19 protein-coding genes are annotated in these 19,058 nt (G+C 29.0%); 15 read left to right on the forward strand and 4 right to left on the reverse strand.

The window, feature by feature from the left end; genetic code table 11:
- The first annotated feature begins 6 nt into the window (after positions 1-6).
- The 6 genes from secG to ACZ5RS_RS09525 all read left to right on the forward strand — a co-directional run bounded on the left by secG (position 7) and on the right by ACZ5RS_RS09525 (position 3,874).
- On the forward strand, positions 7-324 hold the full coding sequence (secG, locus tag ACZ5RS_RS09500) for a preprotein translocase subunit SecG (RefSeq protein WP_464634792.1): 318 nt from the start codon (positions 7-9) through the stop codon (positions 322-324).
- A gap of 75 nt (positions 325-399) precedes the next feature.
- A complete protein-coding gene (locus tag ACZ5RS_RS09505; protein ID WP_464634794.1) occupies positions 400-816 on the forward strand; it encodes a flavodoxin family protein in 417 nt (138 codons plus the stop codon).
- A gap of 20 nt (positions 817-836) precedes the next feature.
- On the forward strand, positions 837-1,898 hold the full coding sequence (locus ACZ5RS_RS09510) for a peptidyl-prolyl cis-trans isomerase (protein WP_464634796.1): 1,062 nt from the start codon (positions 837-839) through the stop codon (positions 1,896-1,898).
- Between the two features lie 138 nt (positions 1,899-2,036).
- Positions 2,037-2,477 (forward strand): transcription antitermination factor NusB, encoded by a 441-nt coding sequence (nusB, locus tag ACZ5RS_RS09515; protein ID WP_464634798.1) that lies wholly within the window; start codon positions 2,037-2,039, stop codon positions 2,475-2,477.
- Positions 2,474-3,238 (forward strand): type I methionyl aminopeptidase, encoded by a 765-nt coding sequence (gene map, locus ACZ5RS_RS09520; RefSeq protein WP_464634800.1) that lies wholly within the window; start codon positions 2,474-2,476, stop codon positions 3,236-3,238. Before nusB ends, map begins: the two co-directional genes overlap by 4 nt.
- A gap of 15 nt (positions 3,239-3,253) precedes the next feature.
- A complete protein-coding gene (locus tag ACZ5RS_RS09525; RefSeq protein ID WP_464634802.1) occupies positions 3,254-3,874 on the forward strand; it encodes a phosphoribosyltransferase in 621 nt (206 codons plus the stop codon).
- Positions 3,875-3,955: 81 nt separating this feature from the next.
- Here the strand turns inward: ACZ5RS_RS09525 and ACZ5RS_RS09530 are convergent, their stop codons facing one another.
- Both ACZ5RS_RS09530 and ACZ5RS_RS09535 read right to left on the reverse strand, forming a co-directional pair.
- On the reverse strand, positions 3,956-5,128 hold the full coding sequence (locus ACZ5RS_RS09530) for a hypothetical protein (RefSeq protein ID WP_464634806.1): 1,173 nt from the start codon (positions 5,126-5,128) through the stop codon (positions 3,956-3,958).
- Positions 5,129-5,130: 2 nt separating this feature from the next.
- Positions 5,131-5,736: a hypothetical protein gene (locus ACZ5RS_RS09535; RefSeq protein WP_464634808.1), complete on the reverse strand. Its 606-nt coding sequence runs from the start codon at positions 5,734-5,736 to the stop codon at positions 5,131-5,133.
- 228 nt (positions 5,737-5,964) lie between these two features.
- On the opposite strand from ACZ5RS_RS09535, the gene folD reads away from it, so the two are divergent.
- From folD to ACZ5RS_RS09565, 6 genes are all read left to right on the forward strand, one after another.
- Positions 5,965-6,846: a bifunctional methylenetetrahydrofolate dehydrogenase/methenyltetrahydrofolate cyclohydrolase FolD gene (gene folD / locus ACZ5RS_RS09540; protein WP_464634810.1), complete on the forward strand. Its 882-nt coding sequence runs from the start codon at positions 5,965-5,967 to the stop codon at positions 6,844-6,846.
- Positions 6,846-8,168 carry a tRNA (N6-isopentenyl adenosine(37)-C2)-methylthiotransferase MiaB gene (gene miaB, locus ACZ5RS_RS09545; protein WP_464634812.1) on the forward strand — a complete coding sequence of 441 codons (1,323 nt, stop codon included), beginning with the start codon at positions 6,846-6,848 and terminating at the stop codon, positions 8,166-8,168. The genes folD and miaB overlap by 1 nt, the downstream gene beginning before the upstream one ends.
- A 41-nt stretch (positions 8,169-8,209) precedes the next feature.
- Positions 8,210-8,956, forward strand: coding sequence for an NAD-dependent protein deacylase (locus tag ACZ5RS_RS09550; protein ID WP_464634814.1), 747 nt, complete (start codon positions 8,210-8,212; stop codon positions 8,954-8,956).
- A 129-nt stretch (positions 8,957-9,085) separates the two neighbouring features.
- Positions 9,086-10,378: an extracellular solute-binding protein gene (locus ACZ5RS_RS09555; RefSeq protein WP_464634816.1), complete on the forward strand. Its 1,293-nt coding sequence runs from the start codon at positions 9,086-9,088 to the stop codon at positions 10,376-10,378.
- Between the two features lie 64 nt (positions 10,379-10,442).
- A complete protein-coding gene (locus ACZ5RS_RS09560; protein WP_464634818.1) occupies positions 10,443-11,369 on the forward strand; it encodes a carbohydrate ABC transporter permease in 927 nt (308 codons plus the stop codon).
- A gap of 15 nt (positions 11,370-11,384) precedes the next feature.
- A complete protein-coding gene (locus ACZ5RS_RS09565) occupies positions 11,385-12,260 on the forward strand; it encodes a carbohydrate ABC transporter permease (protein ID WP_464634820.1) in 876 nt (291 codons plus the stop codon).
- A gap of 71 nt (positions 12,261-12,331) precedes the next feature.
- Here ACZ5RS_RS09565 and ACZ5RS_RS09570 read toward each other — a convergent pair whose 3' ends face one another.
- Both ACZ5RS_RS09570 and ACZ5RS_RS09575 read right to left on the reverse strand, forming a co-directional pair.
- A complete protein-coding gene (locus ACZ5RS_RS09570) occupies positions 12,332-13,075 on the reverse strand; it encodes a response regulator transcription factor (RefSeq protein WP_464634822.1) in 744 nt (247 codons plus the stop codon).
- A gap of 16 nt (positions 13,076-13,091) precedes the next feature.
- Positions 13,092-14,819: a cache domain-containing sensor histidine kinase gene (locus tag ACZ5RS_RS09575; RefSeq protein WP_464634824.1), complete on the reverse strand. Its 1,728-nt coding sequence runs from the start codon at positions 14,817-14,819 to the stop codon at positions 13,092-13,094.
- 542 nt (positions 14,820-15,361) lie between these two features.
- Between ACZ5RS_RS09575 and xdhA the strand changes: the two genes are divergently transcribed.
- The 3 genes from xdhA to xdhC are packed head-to-tail and all read left to right on the forward strand — an operon-like array spanning position 15,362 to position 19,032.
- Complete coding sequence (gene xdhA / locus ACZ5RS_RS09580; RefSeq protein ID WP_464634826.1) at positions 15,362-17,647, forward strand: xanthine dehydrogenase subunit XdhA; 2,286 nt, start codon at positions 15,362-15,364, stop codon at positions 17,645-17,647.
- Positions 17,648-17,659: 12 nt separating this feature from the next.
- Positions 17,660-18,541: a xanthine dehydrogenase subunit XdhB gene (gene xdhB, locus ACZ5RS_RS09585; RefSeq protein ID WP_464634828.1), complete on the forward strand. Its 882-nt coding sequence runs from the start codon at positions 17,660-17,662 to the stop codon at positions 18,539-18,541.
- Entirely contained in the window at positions 18,541-19,032 is a 492-nt protein-coding gene (xdhC, locus tag ACZ5RS_RS09590; RefSeq protein ID WP_464634830.1) for a xanthine dehydrogenase subunit XdhC, read from the forward strand. Before xdhB ends, xdhC begins: the two co-directional genes overlap by 1 nt.
- Positions 19,033-19,058: the final 26 nt, after the last annotated feature.

Raw genomic sequence — 19,058 nt, forward strand, 5'->3', positions numbered from 1 at the left:
AAAAGTATGGGCGTTTTAAATGTTATTCTGATGGTACTATTTATCATCGTGAGTATTTTATTAGTTTTAATTGTCGCTATTCAAGATGAACAAAGTGATGGTTTAGGTGGTGTTTTTGGTTCAGCAGCTCAAAGTTCTTTTGGATCATATACTAGCCGTGTAGTAACAAAAGTTACAGCTATCCTTGCTGGTGCATTCTTGATTTTAGCACTTTGCATCGCACTGGTTAATAAAGCTCCATCTGACTCTAAGTTGTTAAATTCTGTAGATAACGTACAAGTTCAACAAACAGAAACTTGGTGGACAGATGCACCTGCTGAATAATTTGATACAAGACTAATAAAGATAACCGATCGCCACCAGTGCGATCGGTTTCTAATTAAAAGTGAGGAACAAAATATGAAAGTTTGTGTTTTATACGCTGCTAAATCAAGCAATAATACGTATATCAAGAAAATCGCTACTGCTGTTGCAAAAGGGATTGAACAACAGAATCACATAGTTGATGTAATTGATATGAAACTTGAACAAGGTAAAGTTGTTTCCTATTATGATTACCTAATTGTTGGAGCAGAAGGAACTAAAACCTTTGGTGGAAGTGTTCCAAAAGTTGTTCAAAATTTTTTAGATAAAAGCGGATCTATTTCTGGCAAAAGATGTATGGCTTTTGTTTGTAAGCCTGGTATCAGAAGTACAAAAACTTTACAAGCATTGATGAAGGTCATGGAGTCTCAAGGAATGTATTTGAAGACTAGTGATATCATAAAAAATGAACAACAAGCTATAGCAATTGGTAAAAGAATACATATAAAGTAAAAATTTAGGAGTTCCTATAAATGCAAACAAAAAGAATTTTAGTTTTATTAATTTGCGCTGTAATTAGTGCATCTAGTGTTTTTGCTGCAGTTCCATTTGGCAAACCTGCTGCAATTGTTAAATTTAATGGTCAAACAAAACCTATTTCAGAAACAGATTTAGATGCACAAGTAAATAATGTTGTTGCTACATATAAAAGCCAAGGTCAAACAATTGCTGCTTCAGCAATTAGGAAACAAGTTCTTGATTCAATGATTGATAATTTATTACTTGAATCTGGAGCTCAAAGAGATGGTGTTGTAATTAGTGATCAACAAGTACAAACTTTATTAGCACAGCAAAAATATTTAGTTGAACAACAAGCCGGTAGAACTTTAACTGAAGAAGAATTTGAAACTATAATTAATCAACAAGTAGGTTCTTTAGATGATTATAAAGATTACCTAAAATCTCAAGCATTAATTAATCAATATTTATTAATGAAAAAGGGCGATATTTTAAAAGCAGAAAATGCAATGCCTACTGAAGATGAAATTCAAAGTTACTATAGAGCTAATAAAGCTAGTTTAGTAAATCCAGAATGTGTTAATTTAGCACAAATTTTTGTTCCGTTTAAAGATAACGCAACTAATGATAAAAATGAAAAAGCTTTAGAAAGTGTAGCCGCTGATTTACAAGCAAATAAAATTACTTGGAATAATGCTGTAGCACAATATAATAAAGATACATCAAATACAAAAGCTGATGGTGATATCGGTTGGTTAACTCAAGATGATACACAAAATATTAAAACTCTTTTAGGCAATGAATATTTTGATACAGCATTTGATTTGAAAGTAGGTGGAACCTCTGATGTAATTGTTACTTCACAAGGTTACCATATACTAAAGGTTAAAGATCATGTTGATACAAAGTTATTGTCAATTGATGATCCAATTAGCCCAGCAGATAGTACAACAGTTAGAGAATATATTACTCAAATATTATCAAACCAAAAAGCTCAAAATTTAGCTCAACAAGCTTTAGTATCTTTAACAAAAGATTTGAGAAATGATGCTACTATCACATATTTAACAAAGTAATTAATTTTATTATAATATGAATCTCTAGTACATCTTACTAGAGATTTTTTATTTTTGATTATTTATGGATTGTAAGTGTTTCTAACATTTGTTACTATAAATACATTAAATATTAGATTTTTAAATATAAGGAATATTATGAAAACAAGACATAGAGCTCGTGAATTAGTATTACAATCATTGTACGAAATGGATATTAGAGGTAAATTATCAATAGATAATTTAGAAGATGATTTTTTCCCTTGTTTGACTCAAGAGGAAATTGATGAATTAGAAGACGAAGTTAAGATCTATGCTTCGTTGCTTTTACGAGGGACTCTATCAAATCTTGAAGAAATAGATGGTTATATTTCAGAATTTTCTATTAATCGACCATTAACAAATATAGATATTGTTGATCGAAATATTTTACGTTTAAGCATATATAGTTTACTTCAAAATGAAGTACATCCACATATTATTATTGATGAAGCTGTGAAATTGTCACAAGATTTCTCTTCATATGTTAATTATAAATTTATCAATGGAATTTTAGATGCATTTCAGAAGAAGTATAAGCTGGAGGAAAAATTCAATTGATTACTATTAAAAACGAAACACAAATTGAAGGTATAAGAAAAAGTTGCCATGAATTAGCAAAATTGTTAGATATTCTTGAAAGTGGATTTATCAAAGAAGGTATGAGCACTAAAGAGATTGATGATTTTTGTTATGATTACATTATTAATCTAGGTGGTAAACCAGCATTTTTAAATTATGGAGGCTTTCCTGCTTCTGCATGTATCAGTGTAAATGATGTTGTCATTCATGGTATTCCATCAAAAGATGAAATTGTTAAAAATGGTGATTTAGTATCTGTTGATTTAGGTATTAATCTTGATGGCTATTTTTCAGATAGCGCAAGAACTTTTATAGTTGGTGGAAAATCTACACCTGAAAACGAAAAACTATGCCAAGTAACTAAAGAATGTTTAGAACTTGGAATTAAAGCAGCAGCAAAGAAAAATGCTAGAATTAGTGACATTGGTAGAGCAGTATATTCTCATGCTACCAAAAATGGATTTGGTGTTGTAAAAGACTATTGTGGACATGGAGTAGGTCTTGATTTACATGAATCTCCTGAAATCCCAAACTATGTTTCTCATCTTTCTCCAAATCCAAGATTAAGAGCTGGTATGGTAATTGCTATTGAACCAATGATTAATTTAGGAACTGATAGAATTAGAGATAACTTTGAAGATGGTTGGACTGTAAGAACTGCAGATAAAAAACCTTCTGCTCATTTTGAACATACTGTTTTAATTAAAAACGATGGAATAGAAATTTTAACTAAAATATAAGAGGAAAATAAATTTATGAGTAAAGAGTTTGTTAAAACTGATGACATTAGGGATGCTGCATTAAAGTTAGTCCATAAAATGTATAAAGAAGATGGATTTGTTCCAGATATTATTTATGCTTCACTTCGTGGTGGTGCTTATATGGCTAATGTAATGAGTGAGTACTATAAGATGGTACGTTTAAAGACTAATGGTAGACCTGTCTTTTATGCAGCTGTTGTAGCACGTTCCTATGGTTATCTTAGAACTCAATCAAAGGTAATTGTTGATGGTTGGACATACTCTCCAGATTATTTAAGATCAGGAGATAAAATTTTAATCGTTGATGATATTTTTGATACTGGTAAAACAGTAAATCAATTAACAGAAGTAATTATGGGAAAGGGAATTCCAAGGGAAGATATTAAAGTTGCAGTTTTCGATTATAAAGTATTTGAAAACTCAGATAAAGAACCTCTTCCTGTTCAACCAGATTATTATTGTAGAAAACATGTTATAAGAAAACCTGAAGATGAAGTTTGGATCCATTATAACTGTCACGAATTTATTGGCTTAAGCAGTGAAGAAATTGATTCACAGTTTGAGGATGCTGAAGTAAGAGATATTTTACATGAAGTTCGTGGAGATAATGTTTAAAAAATAATAAAAATTATTTCATATAAAAAAGGATTAAATCGATTTGATTTAATCCCTTTTTTTATCTTTTCTTTTTTAAATTTAATTTGTACTAGTTGATTCATATTCAACAGAATCACAAGATGAGATTGAACTTAAATTATCATTATCAGATAACTCTGAACTATCTGTAACTGTTATTGAATAATATCCATTAGATTTTGTGGCAATTTGGAATTTATAAGGATCAGATGAATCAATTTTAAAAGCAGATACTATTGATGAAGTATTTCTAATTACATTAGCGAAACCTTCAGTTAAAGAGGTTAATCCTGTAGAAGAATCATTATCAGCATTAGCTAAATCATAAAGTAAAACATCATTAGAAGAATCAATTGCTACTAAGAAATTACTAGTATTAAAATATAAGTTTTGTGCTAAATTATCGAATGAATAATTAGTGTTATCATTTTCATAAATTGGCAAAATATTATCACCTAAAGAACTATCAGTTGAAGAAAGAGAAGCATTGCTTAAAACAAGATAGTAAGTAATGCTATCATTACTAGCAGCTGAAACGATTTTTTCTTCTTGGTCTTCTCCAATTGTAGTTAATGAAGAGCTACCATCTTTAATTAAGTAATAGTTGAATAAATATGAACTAGAGTCTGAAGGATCTTCAAAAACTGTTTGAACAATTAAATCATTATTAACTGGAACAATAGTGCTCAAACTATCAGTAGTTTCTGCAAATTTAATTGCGTTAGTTGTATTGATTGTAGTAGCAGAAGAGGTTATTTTTTGAGCATAATAGCCAGAAGTGGAATTTTCAAAAATTAAATATCCATTACTAGTTAATGAAACAATTGAACCAACTGTTGTATAATCTACTATCATCTCATTAACAGTAGGAGTAGCCACTGTTGGATCAAAATAATATAATTTTTTACCTTCTGTAGCAGCATCAGCTCCATTTACTAAGAAGTAAAGATCAGTGCCATCATAATAGAGTGCATTAGTATTTGTGTAATTATCAAGGTTAAGAATCAATTCTCTTTTAGAAGTAGCATCAGAACTTAAATAAATATCATTATCTTCAAGTGAATAGTATTTATCATTTGAAGCATTTGTAACTACACTTTTGAATATGTATTCTTCTTGGACTTCAGAGTTTACGATATCAGATAGAATTCCACTAGTTGCATCGTTATCACAAGCAACAAAAGCAAATAATATTAATAATCCAATAAATAAAAAGTTAAAATATTTTTTCATGACTAATTCCTAAATGTTAAAGATAAAGTTACAGGTGAATAAGCAATTATACCATTATCATCACTTAATTCACTTCGATAGTTAATGTTTGGTGCTGCATAGAAGCCACCAGTTAATCCAACACCCCAGTTTTCATTAAAGAAATAAGTTGTATTTACTTTTACACTTGAAATCAATGATAATAGGGTTTGACTATCTCTTGTGTTAAAGGAAAGTCCTAAGCCTGCAGCTAAGGAGAAATCCCATGTTCCATTTTGCAAAGGGGTATAAGTATATGTACCAATAATAGGAACATTTGAATATAATACATCACCTTTATCATAATTAAAATCATATCCAACTTCGATTCCCAAACTGTTTTTTGGAGAATAGAAGAAATCAAAATTAACAGATCCAAATCCTCCAACATTCAATACATCTAAGCCAGGGTATAAATTTTCTGGATGAGTACTAGCTGTTGGTGTAAAAAAATAAATAAAGTCTGGAATGCTTGGACCAATGTTAAAGGTTACTTTTTGATCACCTTGTTTATAAAATGTGTCTGATGCAAAAAGACTTGTTGATATTATTGTAATTAATGCGAGAGTGCATAATATTTTTCGTTTCATAAATACCTCAAAATTTTTCTTATTCAACAATTATATCAATTTTAGTATTATTATGTTACAAAATAAATAATTGAACGTTATGATTGTTATTTATAGTTAATCATTTTTATAGACATTAAGCAACATTAATAATATGTTCTTTTTATGTGTTAAAATATTGGTTTTTTCATGTGCTCTTTATTTTAAAAAAAATCTATTTATGTTATAAAACCAAAGAAGAGGTGTATAATGATAGTCTTAAGTGGAAAAGAAGTAGCAAACAGTAAGTTGGAAGATTTAAAAATTAAAAATCAAGAATTTATTAATAAATATGGTAGAAAGCCTACATTAGTTGTTATTTTAGTTGGGGAAGATCCTGCTAGTCAAACATATGTAGCATCTAAAAAGAAAGCATGTGAAAAGATTGGATATGCACATAGAGATTATTTATTAAAAACTGAGACAACTCAAGAAGAATTAAATTCTTTAGTAGATGAATTAAATGCTGATGAAACTGTTGATGGTATTTTAGTCCAAATGCCACTTCCAAAACATTTAGATGAACAAGAAGTAATTGAGAGAATTAGAAGTGATAAAGATGTTGATGGATTTCATCCAGAAAATGTTGGTAAATTATTAATTGGTCTTGATTGTTTTGTTAGTTGCACACCAAAGGGTGTTATGGCAATTTTAGATTATTATAATATTGAAACAAAATCTAAAAATGTAGTAATACTAGGAAGAAGTAATATAGTAGGTAAACCAATGGCTTCTTTACTCATACAAAAAGGTAGAGATGCAACAGTAACTATTGCTCATAGTAGGACAAAAAATCTAAAAGAATTAACAAAATCAGCAGATATTTTAATTGCAGCAATAGGAAAACCTTTGTTTGTAACTGAAGATATGGTAAAAGAAGACTGTGTTGTAATTGATGTAGGTATTAATAGAATAGAAGATAGTTCTAGAAAGCGTGGTTATAGAGTAGTTGGTGATGTTGATTATGAAAATGTATCAAAAAAAGTTAGTGCTATAACTCCAGTTCCAGGTGGAGTTGGACTAATGACAATTGCTATGCTAATGGAAAATACATTTGAAAGTGCAATAAAAAGAGCCGAGAAGGAAAATTAATGAGTAAATATATGAGACCAGATAAAGTTGAAACCTATTGGATTGAAACTTATGGTTGTCAAATGAATATTGCTGAAAGTAATGCAATAAAAACAATGCTTGAAGGAGTTGGCGTGGTTTCAGCTTCTGACGAAGAGCATGCCGATATTGTTATTTTAAATACCTGTTCTGTTAGAAAAAGTGCAGAAAATAGAGTATGGGGTCGTTTAGGTAATTATTCAAGGATTAAGAAAGAACATCCTATGATTTTAATTGTCGTTGGTTGTATGGCTGAAAGATTATTAGATGAATTAAAAGATGATGCTCCTTGGGTTGATTATGTACTAGGAACTAATGATAAGCAAAAAGTAGTTGAAATAGCTACTGGTGTTTCAGATATTGATAGAGATGAAAATTATACTTTTTTAAATAGTTATTATAAGGAAGGTGATTATTCAACTTTTGTTCCAATTATGAATGGATGTAATAATTTCTGTACATATTGTATTGTCCCATATGTAAGAGGTAGAGAAAGTTCTAGAAGTCTTGAATCTGTAATAGAAGAAGTTAAGTATTTAGATTCAAAAAATGTTAAAGAGATTACTTTACTTGGACAAAATGTAAATAGCTATAAATATATGGATGAAAAAGGTAATTTAATTAATTTCCCTAAATTATTAAAAGCAGTTAGTGATGTTTGTGATAATATTGAATGGATTAGATTTGAATCACCTCATCCAAAAGATTTTAGTGATGAATTAATTCAAGTAATTAAAACTGAAGAAAAAGTAGCTAAACATTTACATATCCCTTTACAAAGTGGTAACTCTAGAATATTGAAATTAATGAATAGAAGATATGATAGAGAAAAATTCTTAGATTTAATTGCAAAAATTAGAGAAGAAATTCCTCAAGTCACCTTCGCTACTGATGTTATGGTAGGTTTCCCAAGTGAAACAGAAGAAGAATGTTTAGATACATTATCTGTTATGGAAATTCTTAGATGTAATGAAGCATATATGTATTTTTGGAATCCAAGAGAAGGAACTCCAGCAACAAAGATGGAAGGACAACTTTCGGATAAAATTAAACATGAAAGACTACAAAACATTATTGATAGACAACAGGTAATCTTTGGTGAAGAAAAAAGTAAATATGCTAATGGTATTCATAAAGTATTAGTTACTAAAACAAGCAGGAACGATGAAAATCAAATGCTTGGTAGAGATGAACATAATCAAATGGTGGCTTTTGAAACACACAGTAAATTGGTACCCGGTGAAATTACAAATGTTGAATATCTTTCAGTAAATGGAAATACAATTGTTGGAAAACAAGTCTAAATATTATTAACAAAAATAAAATTTGTATTATAATAATATTTATGAATGATATAGATAAATTTATTGAATTAATAAAAAATAGTTCCCAGACTACGGTTTTAACCGGAGCTGGGATTTCTACTTTAAGTGGGATTAAAGATTTTAGATCTTCTAATGGATTTTATTCTAAAAAATTTAAGCATTTGAATGTTAAAGAAATTTTAGATTATGATTTCTTTTTTGCACATCCAGAAATTTTTTATTCTTGGGCAAAGGATAATTGGTATGATATGGAAAAGTATGAACCAAATATTGTTCATACAACACTTACCAAAATGCAAGACAAAAATTTATTGGGAGATATCTTTACTCAAAATATTGATATGTTACATTCAAAAGCTAATAGTAAAAATATTTTTGAATTGCATGGAAGTATTGAAAAACATCATTGTGTTAACTGTAATAAAAGCTATTCATATGAACAAGTGGCTAAGATTGTTAAAAACGGTGATATCCCAAGATGTTCTGCTTGTGGAGCTTTAATAAAACCTAATATAGTTTTCTATGGAGAAAATCTTGATTATACAGTATTAGATAGAGCTTATAATAGTTTTTCAAATAGTGATTTAGCTATTGTGTTAGGTTCGTCCTTAATAGTTCAACCTGCTGCATCTCTTGTTCTTTATACTATTCGAAATAATGGTAAATTAGTAATTGTTAATAAAGATAAGACCTCTTTTGATAATTATGCAACATTAAAATTTGATGATTTACTAAGTGTTTTTCAAGAATTAGATAAAAACCTATAAAATTTATTACTATATTTATGTATATATTTTATTTATGCAAATTTTGTTCACTAAATATAAAATTTGTTTTCTTTTCGGATTGAATTTTCTAACCTACAATAAGTTTATAACAAATAAATTGGAGGTTATATGAAAAAAACTTTAATTACAATGTTTGCAATTTTATTAATTGCACCAATGTTTGTTTTTGCTCAAGGTGAAAAGGAAGATGAAAATATTACTATTGAATTCTGGACACACGAAGATGCAAACAGACAAGCTCTAGAAGACAGATATATTGCTGAGTTCGAAGAAACTCATCCAAATGTAACTGTAAATGTTACTCGCCAATCATCTACAAAAATGATTGAATTAGTTCAAACAGCTTTTGCTGCTGGTGAAGGCCCAACTATTTTTAACTTATCAATTAATGATGAATATCCATTTATGGCTGCTCAATTAGTTGACCCTGTTGATTATAAGGCTGCTGGCTATGATAGTGAAAGTGCTTTAGTTGATGCTTATGTTGCTGGCATGCTAGATCCTGTTACTATTGATGGTGATGTTTATGGTCTTCCATTAGAATTAACAAACTGGTCTTTATTCATCAATAAAAATGTATTTAAAGATGCTGGTTTAGATCCTGAAAAAGATTATCCAAAAACTTGGGAAGAAATGTTAGATGTTTCTGAAAAATTAGCAATCAGAGATGGAGATATTTTAATAAGAAGAGGTTTCGACTTCAGATATCCTTATTATCTCGAATCAATGGTTCCAATGGTAGAACAACTTGGCGGATCTTTATTCAATGAAGATGGAAGTGAAGCAATTATTGGTGAAGATGCATGGGTAGCTTGGTTAACATATATGCAAAATTGGGGTCCTAATGGTCAAAACTTAGGTTCACCAACTTATAAAAATGCAAGAAAACTATTCAACACAAATAACAATGATATTGCTATGGCAATGACTGGTTTATATCAAGAAGCTAGAATTAACCATGATAACCCTGATTTCTATAACAGTGGTGAATGGATGGTTGTACCTTTCCCAACATTTGAAAATGCTGTTAAAGATGTTGCTGCTAGTTATTATGGTCATTATTACATGGTTAATGCTAATGAAAACGATGCAACTAAAGAAGCTGCATGGGAATTAATTGGTTATATGCTATCTCATGGTGAAGAATATTTAACAAACGTAAATATCATCCAACCTACAAAAGCATTAATGAATAGTGATACTTATCACAACATGCCTTATTCTGATGTATTCACAAAAGATTTCGAAAGAGGTCATGTAGTATACTTCGGTGCTAATTCTACAGAAATTCAAAACTTACTAAGAAATGCTGTAGAAAGTGTTATGCTTCAAAATGTTGATCCTGTCCAAGCTTATAGACAGTTGAAGAGTTCAGTTCAAGAATTAATTGATGAAGAATAATTAAATTAAATTGGGAGTGAGTTTATCTCACTCTCAATAAATTAATTAATTCTTAGGAGGCTTCATGTCAAAAAAAGAAAAAAAATATAGTATTGAACAAAAGCAAGCAAAGTGGGGTCTAATATTTACTCTTCCTTGTGTAATCTTTTTTGCTATATTTAGTTTTTATCCAATTATTAATGCTTTTATCACAAGTTTAACTGATGCAAAAGTATTGTCTCGAACAAGAGAATTTGTTGGTTTAAAAAATTATATTTATTTATTTACAAAAGATAATGGTGGATTTTCATTAGAAAATTCAATGAGAGCAACATTAACTTTCACAATAGGTACTTTTATTCCTATGGTTGTTGTTTCTTTAATTATAGCAGTATTGTTGATGCAACTTAGAAAAAATCGTCATAGAGGATTTTTCCAAATTGCATATTATATGCCTGCTGTTTTATCAAGTGTTGTTGCAGCAGCAATCTGGATGATTTTATTTGATCCTAGAGGTTTATTTAACCAATTTAGTAATTTCCTAATGATGACAACAGGAAAAGATTATGGCTGGTTAGTTAATCCAACAATGTTACAAACTTCAACTATGATTGTATATTTTTGGAAGTATATTGGGTACTTTGTAATATTATTTATTACAGGATTAGCTTCTATCCCTCCAACTTTATATGAAGCAGCAATTGTTGATGGTTCAACTAAATGGCATACCTTCTGGAAGATTACTTTACCATTATTAAAACCAACAGTTTTATTGGTATCAGTTATGGCAATGTTACAATGTTTAAAAACTTTTTCTACACAATATATGTTCCATCAAGGGGGTGCTGCAAGACAACCAATTGATGTAATTACTATGAATATTTATTTTACTGGAATTAGAAATGGTAGAATTGCTAGAGCAAGTGCTATGTCAATTATTTTATTTGTAATCATGTTACTTCTTACTTTACTACAATTTAAAGTTAGTAATAGTGATGATGTTGAATACTAGGGTGGGAGATAGAAAATGAATAAATTTATTGGCAAATTAAGTGTTACAGAAGTTCTTGTTTGGGTTTTCCTTTCTTTAGTATTAATATTTACGATTTTACCTATTGCATTTATGTTTGTAGCAGCTTTTATGGATTCAAAACAGATTTTGGCTATGCCATTTTCTTGGATTCCTTCAAAAGAATATTTCACAACAGCAGATAGAACTTTTTTTACAAACTTTATTAAGGCAATTTTAGGAAATAACAATAACTCAATATTTTTTAGAACTTTATTAAACTCACTAATTGTTGCTATTTCAGTATCTTTTACTACTGTATTTTTAGCATCTTTGTGTGGTTATGGTTTAGCAAAATTTAAATTTAAAGGTAACCATATAATCTTTATGGCAATTATGGCAACTATGATGATTCCATTTGAAGCTATTATGATTCCTTTATACATGGTTACTAGTAGTTTACATATGATGAACAGTTATAGAGGTTTGATAATTCCTTTCTTGGTAAGTGCCTTTGGTGTTTTCCAAATGAGACAATATTTATTAACTTTCCCAAGTGAATTTTTAGATGCATCAAGAGTTGATGGACTAGGGGAATTTAAAATCTATTCAAGGATTGTTTTACCTAACTGTACACCTGTTATTGCAACATTAGGTATATTGAGCTTCAGAAACCAATGGGATAACCTTTTATGGCCATTATTGGTAGCTCAAAAAGAAAACATGAAAACTATTCCTTTGTATATTACAAAGTTTAGTGAAGAAAAACAAACAGATGAAGGAGCAATGATGGCTTGTGCTTTATTAGCTTCAATTCCAATGTTTATGTTATTCGGCTTTTTATCTAAGTATTTCTTAGGTGGTGCCGCTGTATTTGAATCTAGAAAAGGGTAACCCTTCCTGATCTAAGATAAATCACTCTAGCTATTACAAATCCGCGAAGTTTGTAATAGCTTTTTTTTATATTAATTATTATCTCTAAATTGTGTTGGAGTTGTATTTAATAGTCTTTTAAAAATCTTTGCATAATAGCCTGGGGTAATATAACCGCATTTATATGCAATATTATTAATATTGTCTGTAGAATTTAATAATAAATCAATACTTTTATTTATTCGATAAGTATTGAGATATGTTAAGAAATTAATGCCTACTAATTCTTTAAATAATCTTGAGAGATGAGTTTCACTAACATTTAAAAAATGAGCAGCTTCTTGTAATCCTATTGGAGTATTATAATTCGTTTGGATATATTTAACCGCATTATTAATTAAATGGTTTGATATTTCATCAGTTTTTGGTATTTTTATATAAGTTTTATCATTATTATCTTGTTCAGCATCTAGCGATTCTATAATTTTACTTAGAGCTTTAACTAAATCTTTGTCATCAAGGGGTTTTAATAAATAATCATTAACCCCTAATCTGATAGCATTTTGCATTAATTTAAAATCTGAATAGCCAGATAAAATAATAGATTTAACTTGAGGAACTATTTTATTTAGCATATCTAATCCAGTTTGACCAGGTAATCTAATATCTGATATAACAATATCAGGGCATAAATCATTAATTATTTTTTGTCCTTCAATTCCATTTTCTGCTGTTCCAATTAATTCTAAATTTAAATCTTTTAGATTATTAATAATCATTGAAAGTTCTTGTAATTCAATTTTTTCATCTTCAATAATTATAATTTTATATTTCACAAATTTACTCCTAAGTTTAAGCTTCTAATGGTATTAAAATAATAGCTCTAGTACCACCTGTATTTACATCTTCAAAAGATAATGAAGCTTTATTATTATAAAATAATTGTAATCTTTTATAAACGTTAAAAACTCCGACGTGGTTTGAATTTTCAAGTTGTGATAAGTTAGCCATAACTTGTTTATTTTCAAACCCGATACCATTATCTTCAATTATAATTTTTATTTTATTATTTACTTTTTTAATAGAAATTTTTAAAAACCATAAACCAATTTTTGGTTCTAATCCATGTATTATAGCATTCTCAACTAATGGTTGTAATATTAATTTTGGAGTTTCTAAATCTAAAAGCGATTCATCTATATCATAAGATACTTCAAGTTTGTCTTTAAATCTAATTTGCTGAATAGTTAAATAGCTTTTTACTAACTCAAGACTTTTTTCTAGGGTACAATTAGCACTTTTGTTATAAATTGATGATCTAAGTAATTGTCCTAATTTAATTGAAATTGTATAGATTTCTTCTTGATTGTTTATATTTGCTAAAGATTTTATTGTATTTAATGTATTGAATAAGAAATGTGGATTTATTTGGGACTGAAGAGCTTCTCTTTCCGCTTCATAAATTCGCTTTTGGGACTCTTTAGTTTTTTGTATAAGATTTACAAGTTGTAAAACCATTTTATTAAAATTTTCATTTAAATCTTGCATTTCATAGATATTATTATCTTCTATTGTTATAGCTAAGTTTCCATCTTCAACTCTTTTCATTGCTTTAATTAATTTACCAATAGGTTTTGTAATTTCTTTTCCTAAGAAAAAAGCTAAAATAAGTGATAGAATTAATCCTACAAAGATAGAAATAGTATCCAAAATAAGAATTTCTCGAAGGTTATTATTGAAAGTTTGGTCTTTAATATAGTTAGCAATATAAAAATTAGTATTGTCTATTTTATTTAATGATAAAACATAATTATTTTTATAAAATATATTTTCACTAAATTCACCTTTGTCTCTTATATTTAACCCAGGGTAATTACTAAATGAATAATATTCGCTTGCATTATCTAGTTCAGATGCAATAAAAGTATCAGTATCAACTAATAAGGATGTTGTTAAAGTATTTTCATCGATAACTTCTTTAATGGTATTTTTATAAATATCAACAATAACATAACCTAAAGCATTATCATCTGAATCAAAAATATATCTTATAAGAGTAATTGCAACATTAGGATTCTTTTCTTCATTATTATTTAAAATAATTTTTGTGTATGTATATGGTTTTGAATCCATCAACGGAGCTGCAAAATCTAAGACTGTAGAATGGTTTCTAATATCATATTCTTCAGGAAAAGGATGGGTTGATATTCTAACAGTTCCAGTAGTATTAATAATTGAAGCCGAAGCATAATAAGTATCTCCCTTCATCGTTGAAAATAATTGATTATATGTTTCATTCATATATGCTTTATTTTCTGTTAATTCTGGATTTTCTAATAATTCTATTATTTGGGCTGTTTTGGATAACTGATAAGTTTTATGTCTATAATCTTCAATAATTTGATGAACTTTATCAGCTTGAGAATCTCCTATATTATAAACCTCGGTTTTTAATTCATTTATGATCTTCCGTTTTGCAATTGTTGATGAAACAATTGAAAAACTTATCAAAGGAATAGAGATTAAAATAAAGAAATATATAAATAAACGTGTAAATAACGAAGTTTTAATTTTTTTCATGGATATATTCTAATTGTAATATTTTTCTATTTCAATAATATTAGCTATATAAAAATTGAAAAATTAATAAAAGATAAAAATTTAATTATTTATCAAAATTTACTATACAAATGTAAATATAATATTTGTTTTTTAAATGATTAATTGTTGAATAAGCAAAAAAAATAAAAAAATATTTTATAATTTTTATGATCAAAATTTAAAATAAAAATCGACTATGAAAACGGAGCATGATTTTAGGCATTTGTCAGAAACTATTAGCAAAAAACTATAAATTAAATTAATTATGTTATTATTTTAACATTGTTAAGAAATATTTTTTTTGTTCATTAAATGTTTAAAAAGTTAATTTTTTGGTCATATCATTATGTTTTTGAAAACACAATCGAATTAAAGCTTTTAATTAGCGATTTTATTTTATACATATTTGCCTACATATTTGACATATCAAAACATACCGTTTATATTTTAGTTGCAAATTAATATTATTATTGGATGTAAGTAGGTTCTTACCTTTTTATTCCATATACATGGAGGGATTTATGATAGTAGGTAAATCTGTTAATAGAATAGATGCAAAAGCTAAGGCTAATGGTACTGCAAAATATGTAGCTGATTTAGTTGATAAAAATGCTTTAGTTGCTAGAGTGTTACACTCAAACATAGCAAATGGTAAAGTATTATCTTTTGATCTTGATGAAGCATTAAAAGTTCCAGGAGTAGTTAAAATAGTAACTTGTTTTGATGTTCCTGATAAACAATATCCAACCCCTGGTCACCCTTGGTCAACTCATAAGAATCACCAAGATATTTCTGATAGAAAATTATTAAATACTAGAGTTAGATTTTATGGTGATGATATAGCTGTTGTAATTGCAGAAGATGAAATTACTGCTAATCAAGCTTTAAGATTAATTAAAGTTAACTATGAAGAATATGAACCATTATTGACCTTTGAAGATGCTATGAAAGAGGGTGCTCGTCCAATTCATGAAGAAAAGCCAAACAATGTTGTTGTTCATAGTAATTATGAAGTTGGTAATTATGAAGAAGCTATTAAAGAAGAAGGCCTAATTAAAACAGTTGGTGTTTATGAAACTCCAATTGTAAGTCACTGTCATATTGAAAACGCAGGTTCTTATGCATATATGGAGTCAGGAAGAATCATTGTAGTATCTTCAACTCAAATCCCTCATATTGTAAGACGTGTTTGTTCTCAGGCTTTAGATATGCCTCTAGGTAAGATTAGATTAATTAAACCATATATTGGTGGTGGTTTTGGTAACAAACAAGATGCACTAACAGAACCATTAAATGCGTTTTTAACAACTCAAGTTGGTGGTAGATGTGTTAAATTATTCTACACAAGAGAAGAAACTTTTGTATGTACTAGAACAAGACATGCTATGAAATTTTATATTGAAAGTTATGTTAGAAAAGATGGTAGTTTTGCAGCAAGATCTATTAGAGCTTATTCAACCCAAGGTGGTTATGCTTCTCATGCTCATGCATTAGTTGCTAATGCAGTAAATGGCTTTAGAATGATGTATCCTGTTGGAGCTATTAAAGGTGATGCTTATACTGTTTATACAAACTTACCAACTGCAGGTGCTATGAGAGCTTATGGTATTCCTCAAATTGGTTTTGCCCTAGAATCTCATGTTGATGACATTTGTAAGAATGCTGGTTTTGATAAAATCGCATTTAGACGTAAAAATATGATGCAAGTTGGCTTTGTTGATCCAATTACTACTATTGCTTGTCATTCTTCAGGTCTTGATGAATGTATTGATAAAGGTAAAGAATATGTTAATTGGGATGAAAAAGTTAAAGAATATCAAAATCAAACAGGTGATGTTAGACGTGGTATTGGAATGGCTGTTTTCTGCTATAAAACAGGTGTATATCCAATTTCACTTGAAACAAGTGCAGTTAGAATGGTATTAAACCAAGATGGTTCAATTCAAGTACAAATGGGTGCTACTGAAATTGGACAAGGTGCTGATACAGTATTTGGTCAAATGGCAGCTGAAACTTTAGGTTTTACATTTGATAAGATTAATATGATTTCAACTCAAGATACTGATGTTACTCCATTTGATACTGGTGCTTATGCTTCTAGGCAAACTTATGTTTCTGGTATGGCAGTAAAAAAGACTGCAGAATCACTTAAAAAGAAGATTTGCGAATTTGCAGCATATATGTTAAAGAAAGATGTTGATGATTTAGATATAGAAAATAATACAATTGTACATAAAGGAACAAGAAAACAATTTTTAACAATGGAAGAAGTTGGTATGGAAGCTTGTTATTCTTTAGAAAATTCACAACATATTAGTGCAGAAGAAACTCATCACTGTACAGATAATACTTATGCTCTTGGTTGTTGTTTTGCTGAAGTTGAAGTTGATATTCCAATGTGCCAAGTAAAAGTTCTCAAAATAATTAATGTACATGATTCAGGAAAAATAATTAACCCACAAACTGCTAGAGGTCAAGTCCAAGGTGGTATGAGCATGGGCTTAGGTTATGGACTATATGAAAGATTAATAATTGATCCAAAAACAGGAAAAGTAAATAACAATAACTTGTTAGACTATAAATTAATGACTGTTTTAGATACACCTGATTTAGGATATGGATTTGTAGAACCTGAAGATCCAAGTGGACCTTATGGAAACAAAGCATTAGGAGAGCCTCCTGTTATTCCAGTAGCTCCAGCTATTAGAAATGCAGTATATAATGCAACTGGTGTAGCTGTTAATGCAATTCCACTTCATCCACAAAGATTGTTTGAAGAATTTAGTAAAGCAGGATTAATTAAATAGAGGAGACAAATTATGTATGATTTTAAAAATATATATCAACCACAAACTGTAAAAGAAGCTTTAGAATTAAAAAAAGCTCATCCAGATGCTTTAACTCTTGCAGGTGGTAGTGATATTTTAATTCAATGCCGTGAAGGAAAATTGGCAGGTAGAGATGTAATAAGTATTTATCCTCTAAATGATTTAAGAGGTATCTGCATGGAAGAAGATGGAACAATATTAATTCGTCCATTAACTAGTTTCTCTCATATTACAAATAATCCTATTATCCAAAAATATGTTCCAACCTTAGGTGAAGCAGTTGATCAAATTGGTGGTCCACAAATCAGAAATATTGGAACTATCGGTGGTAATATTTGTAATGGTGTTACTAGTGCAGACTCTGCTACAACATTAAAAGCATATGATGCTATATTAGAAATTGCTAGTGTTGACGGAATTAGAATTTTACCATATGCAGAATTTAGTTTAGGTGCAGGTAGAGTAGATTTACGTGAAGGTGAAATCTTAACTGGTATTAGAATTAAAAAAGAATCTTATGATAAGACTTTTGGTAAATATATCAAATATTCAATGCGTAGAGCTATGGATATTGCAACTTTAGGTTGTTCTGTTAATGTTAGATTAACTGATGATAAGAAAAATATTGATAGAGTAAGAATTGCTTTTGGTGTAGCTGGTCCTGTTCCACTTCGTGCATTAAGTGCAGAGGGTAAGTTAGCTGGAGCTCTTGTAAGCAAAGATATATTTGAAGAAGCAGCTCAAGCTGTAATGGAAGATGTAAATCCAAGAAATTCTTGGAGAGCTTCAAAAGATTTCAGAATTCAATTGATAAAAGAACTTACTAGAAGAGCTCTAAAATCCTCAATTGAACAAGCAGGAGGAGAATTCTAATGAAAAAGCAATTAGTTACTTGTAAGATAAACGGAAAAGTTAGAGAAAATTATGTTGATCCAAGAGCTTCATTATCTGATTTACTAAGAGGTGAAGAGCATTTGCATAGTATCAAACATGGTTGTGATGTTGGAGAATGTGGCGCTTGTACAGTTCTTGTTGATGGTGAAACTTTTAACTCTTGTATTTATATGGCAATTTGGGCAGAGGGCAAAGAAATTCAAACTCTTGAAGGATTAAGTGATATTGATGGTAATATTTCTGATATCCAACAATCTTTCATTGATGAAGGCGCTATTCAATGTGGTTTCTGTACTCCAGGTTTTATAATGAGCTCTTTACCAATTATTGAAAGTGATGAAGATTTTACTCGTGATGAGATCAGAAAGAAAATTTCTGGTAACTTCTGTCGTTGTACTGGATATGATACAATTGTTACTGCTATTGAAAAGACTCATAATAAGAGAAAAGCTGAAAGAGCTAAAAAATAATAATAATATTTAATTGCAGAGGCCTT

It is taken from the genome of Pleomorphochaeta caudata, assembly GCF_055395745.1.

Bases quoted from the DNA above. Each gene is read 5' to 3' on its own strand.
- xdhA (WP_464634826.1), top strand. From the start codon at position 15,362: ATGATAGTAGGTAAATCTGTTAATAGAATAGATGCAAAAGCTAAGGCT.
- xdhB (WP_464634828.1), top strand. From the start codon at position 17,660: ATGTATGATTTTAAAAATATATATCAACCACAAACTGTAAAAGAAGCT.
- ACZ5RS_RS09550 (WP_464634814.1), top strand. From the start codon at position 8,210: ATGAATGATATAGATAAATTTATTGAATTAATAAAAAATAGTTCCCAG.
- nusB (WP_464634798.1), top strand. From the start codon at position 2,037: ATGAAAACAAGACATAGAGCTCGTGAATTAGTATTACAATCATTGTAC.
- ACZ5RS_RS09535 (WP_464634808.1), bottom strand. From the start codon at position 5,736: ATGAAACGAAAAATATTATGCACTCTCGCATTAATTACAATAATATCA.
- miaB (WP_464634812.1), top strand. From the start codon at position 6,846: ATGAGTAAATATATGAGACCAGATAAAGTTGAAACCTATTGGATTGAA.
- ACZ5RS_RS09565 (WP_464634820.1), top strand. From the start codon at position 11,385: ATGAATAAATTTATTGGCAAATTAAGTGTTACAGAAGTTCTTGTTTGG.
- ACZ5RS_RS09510 (WP_464634796.1), top strand. From the start codon at position 837: ATGCAAACAAAAAGAATTTTAGTTTTATTAATTTGCGCTGTAATTAGT.
- ACZ5RS_RS09555 (WP_464634816.1), top strand. From the start codon at position 9,086: ATGAAAAAAACTTTAATTACAATGTTTGCAATTTTATTAATTGCACCA.
- ACZ5RS_RS09560 (WP_464634818.1), top strand. From the start codon at position 10,443: ATGTCAAAAAAAGAAAAAAAATATAGTATTGAACAAAAGCAAGCAAAG.
- folD (WP_464634810.1), top strand. From the start codon at position 5,965: ATGATAGTCTTAAGTGGAAAAGAAGTAGCAAACAGTAAGTTGGAAGAT.
- secG (WP_464634792.1), top strand. From the start codon at position 7: ATGGGCGTTTTAAATGTTATTCTGATGGTACTATTTATCATCGTGAGT.
- xdhC (WP_464634830.1), top strand. From the start codon at position 18,541: ATGAAAAAGCAATTAGTTACTTGTAAGATAAACGGAAAAGTTAGAGAA.
- ACZ5RS_RS09575 (WP_464634824.1), bottom strand. From the start codon at position 14,819: ATGAAAAAAATTAAAACTTCGTTATTTACACGTTTATTTATATATTTC.
- ACZ5RS_RS09530 (WP_464634806.1), bottom strand. From the start codon at position 5,128: ATGAAAAAATATTTTAACTTTTTATTTATTGGATTATTAATATTATTT.
- ACZ5RS_RS09505 (WP_464634794.1), top strand. From the start codon at position 400: ATGAAAGTTTGTGTTTTATACGCTGCTAAATCAAGCAATAATACGTAT.
- ACZ5RS_RS09525 (WP_464634802.1), top strand. From the start codon at position 3,254: ATGAGTAAAGAGTTTGTTAAAACTGATGACATTAGGGATGCTGCATTA.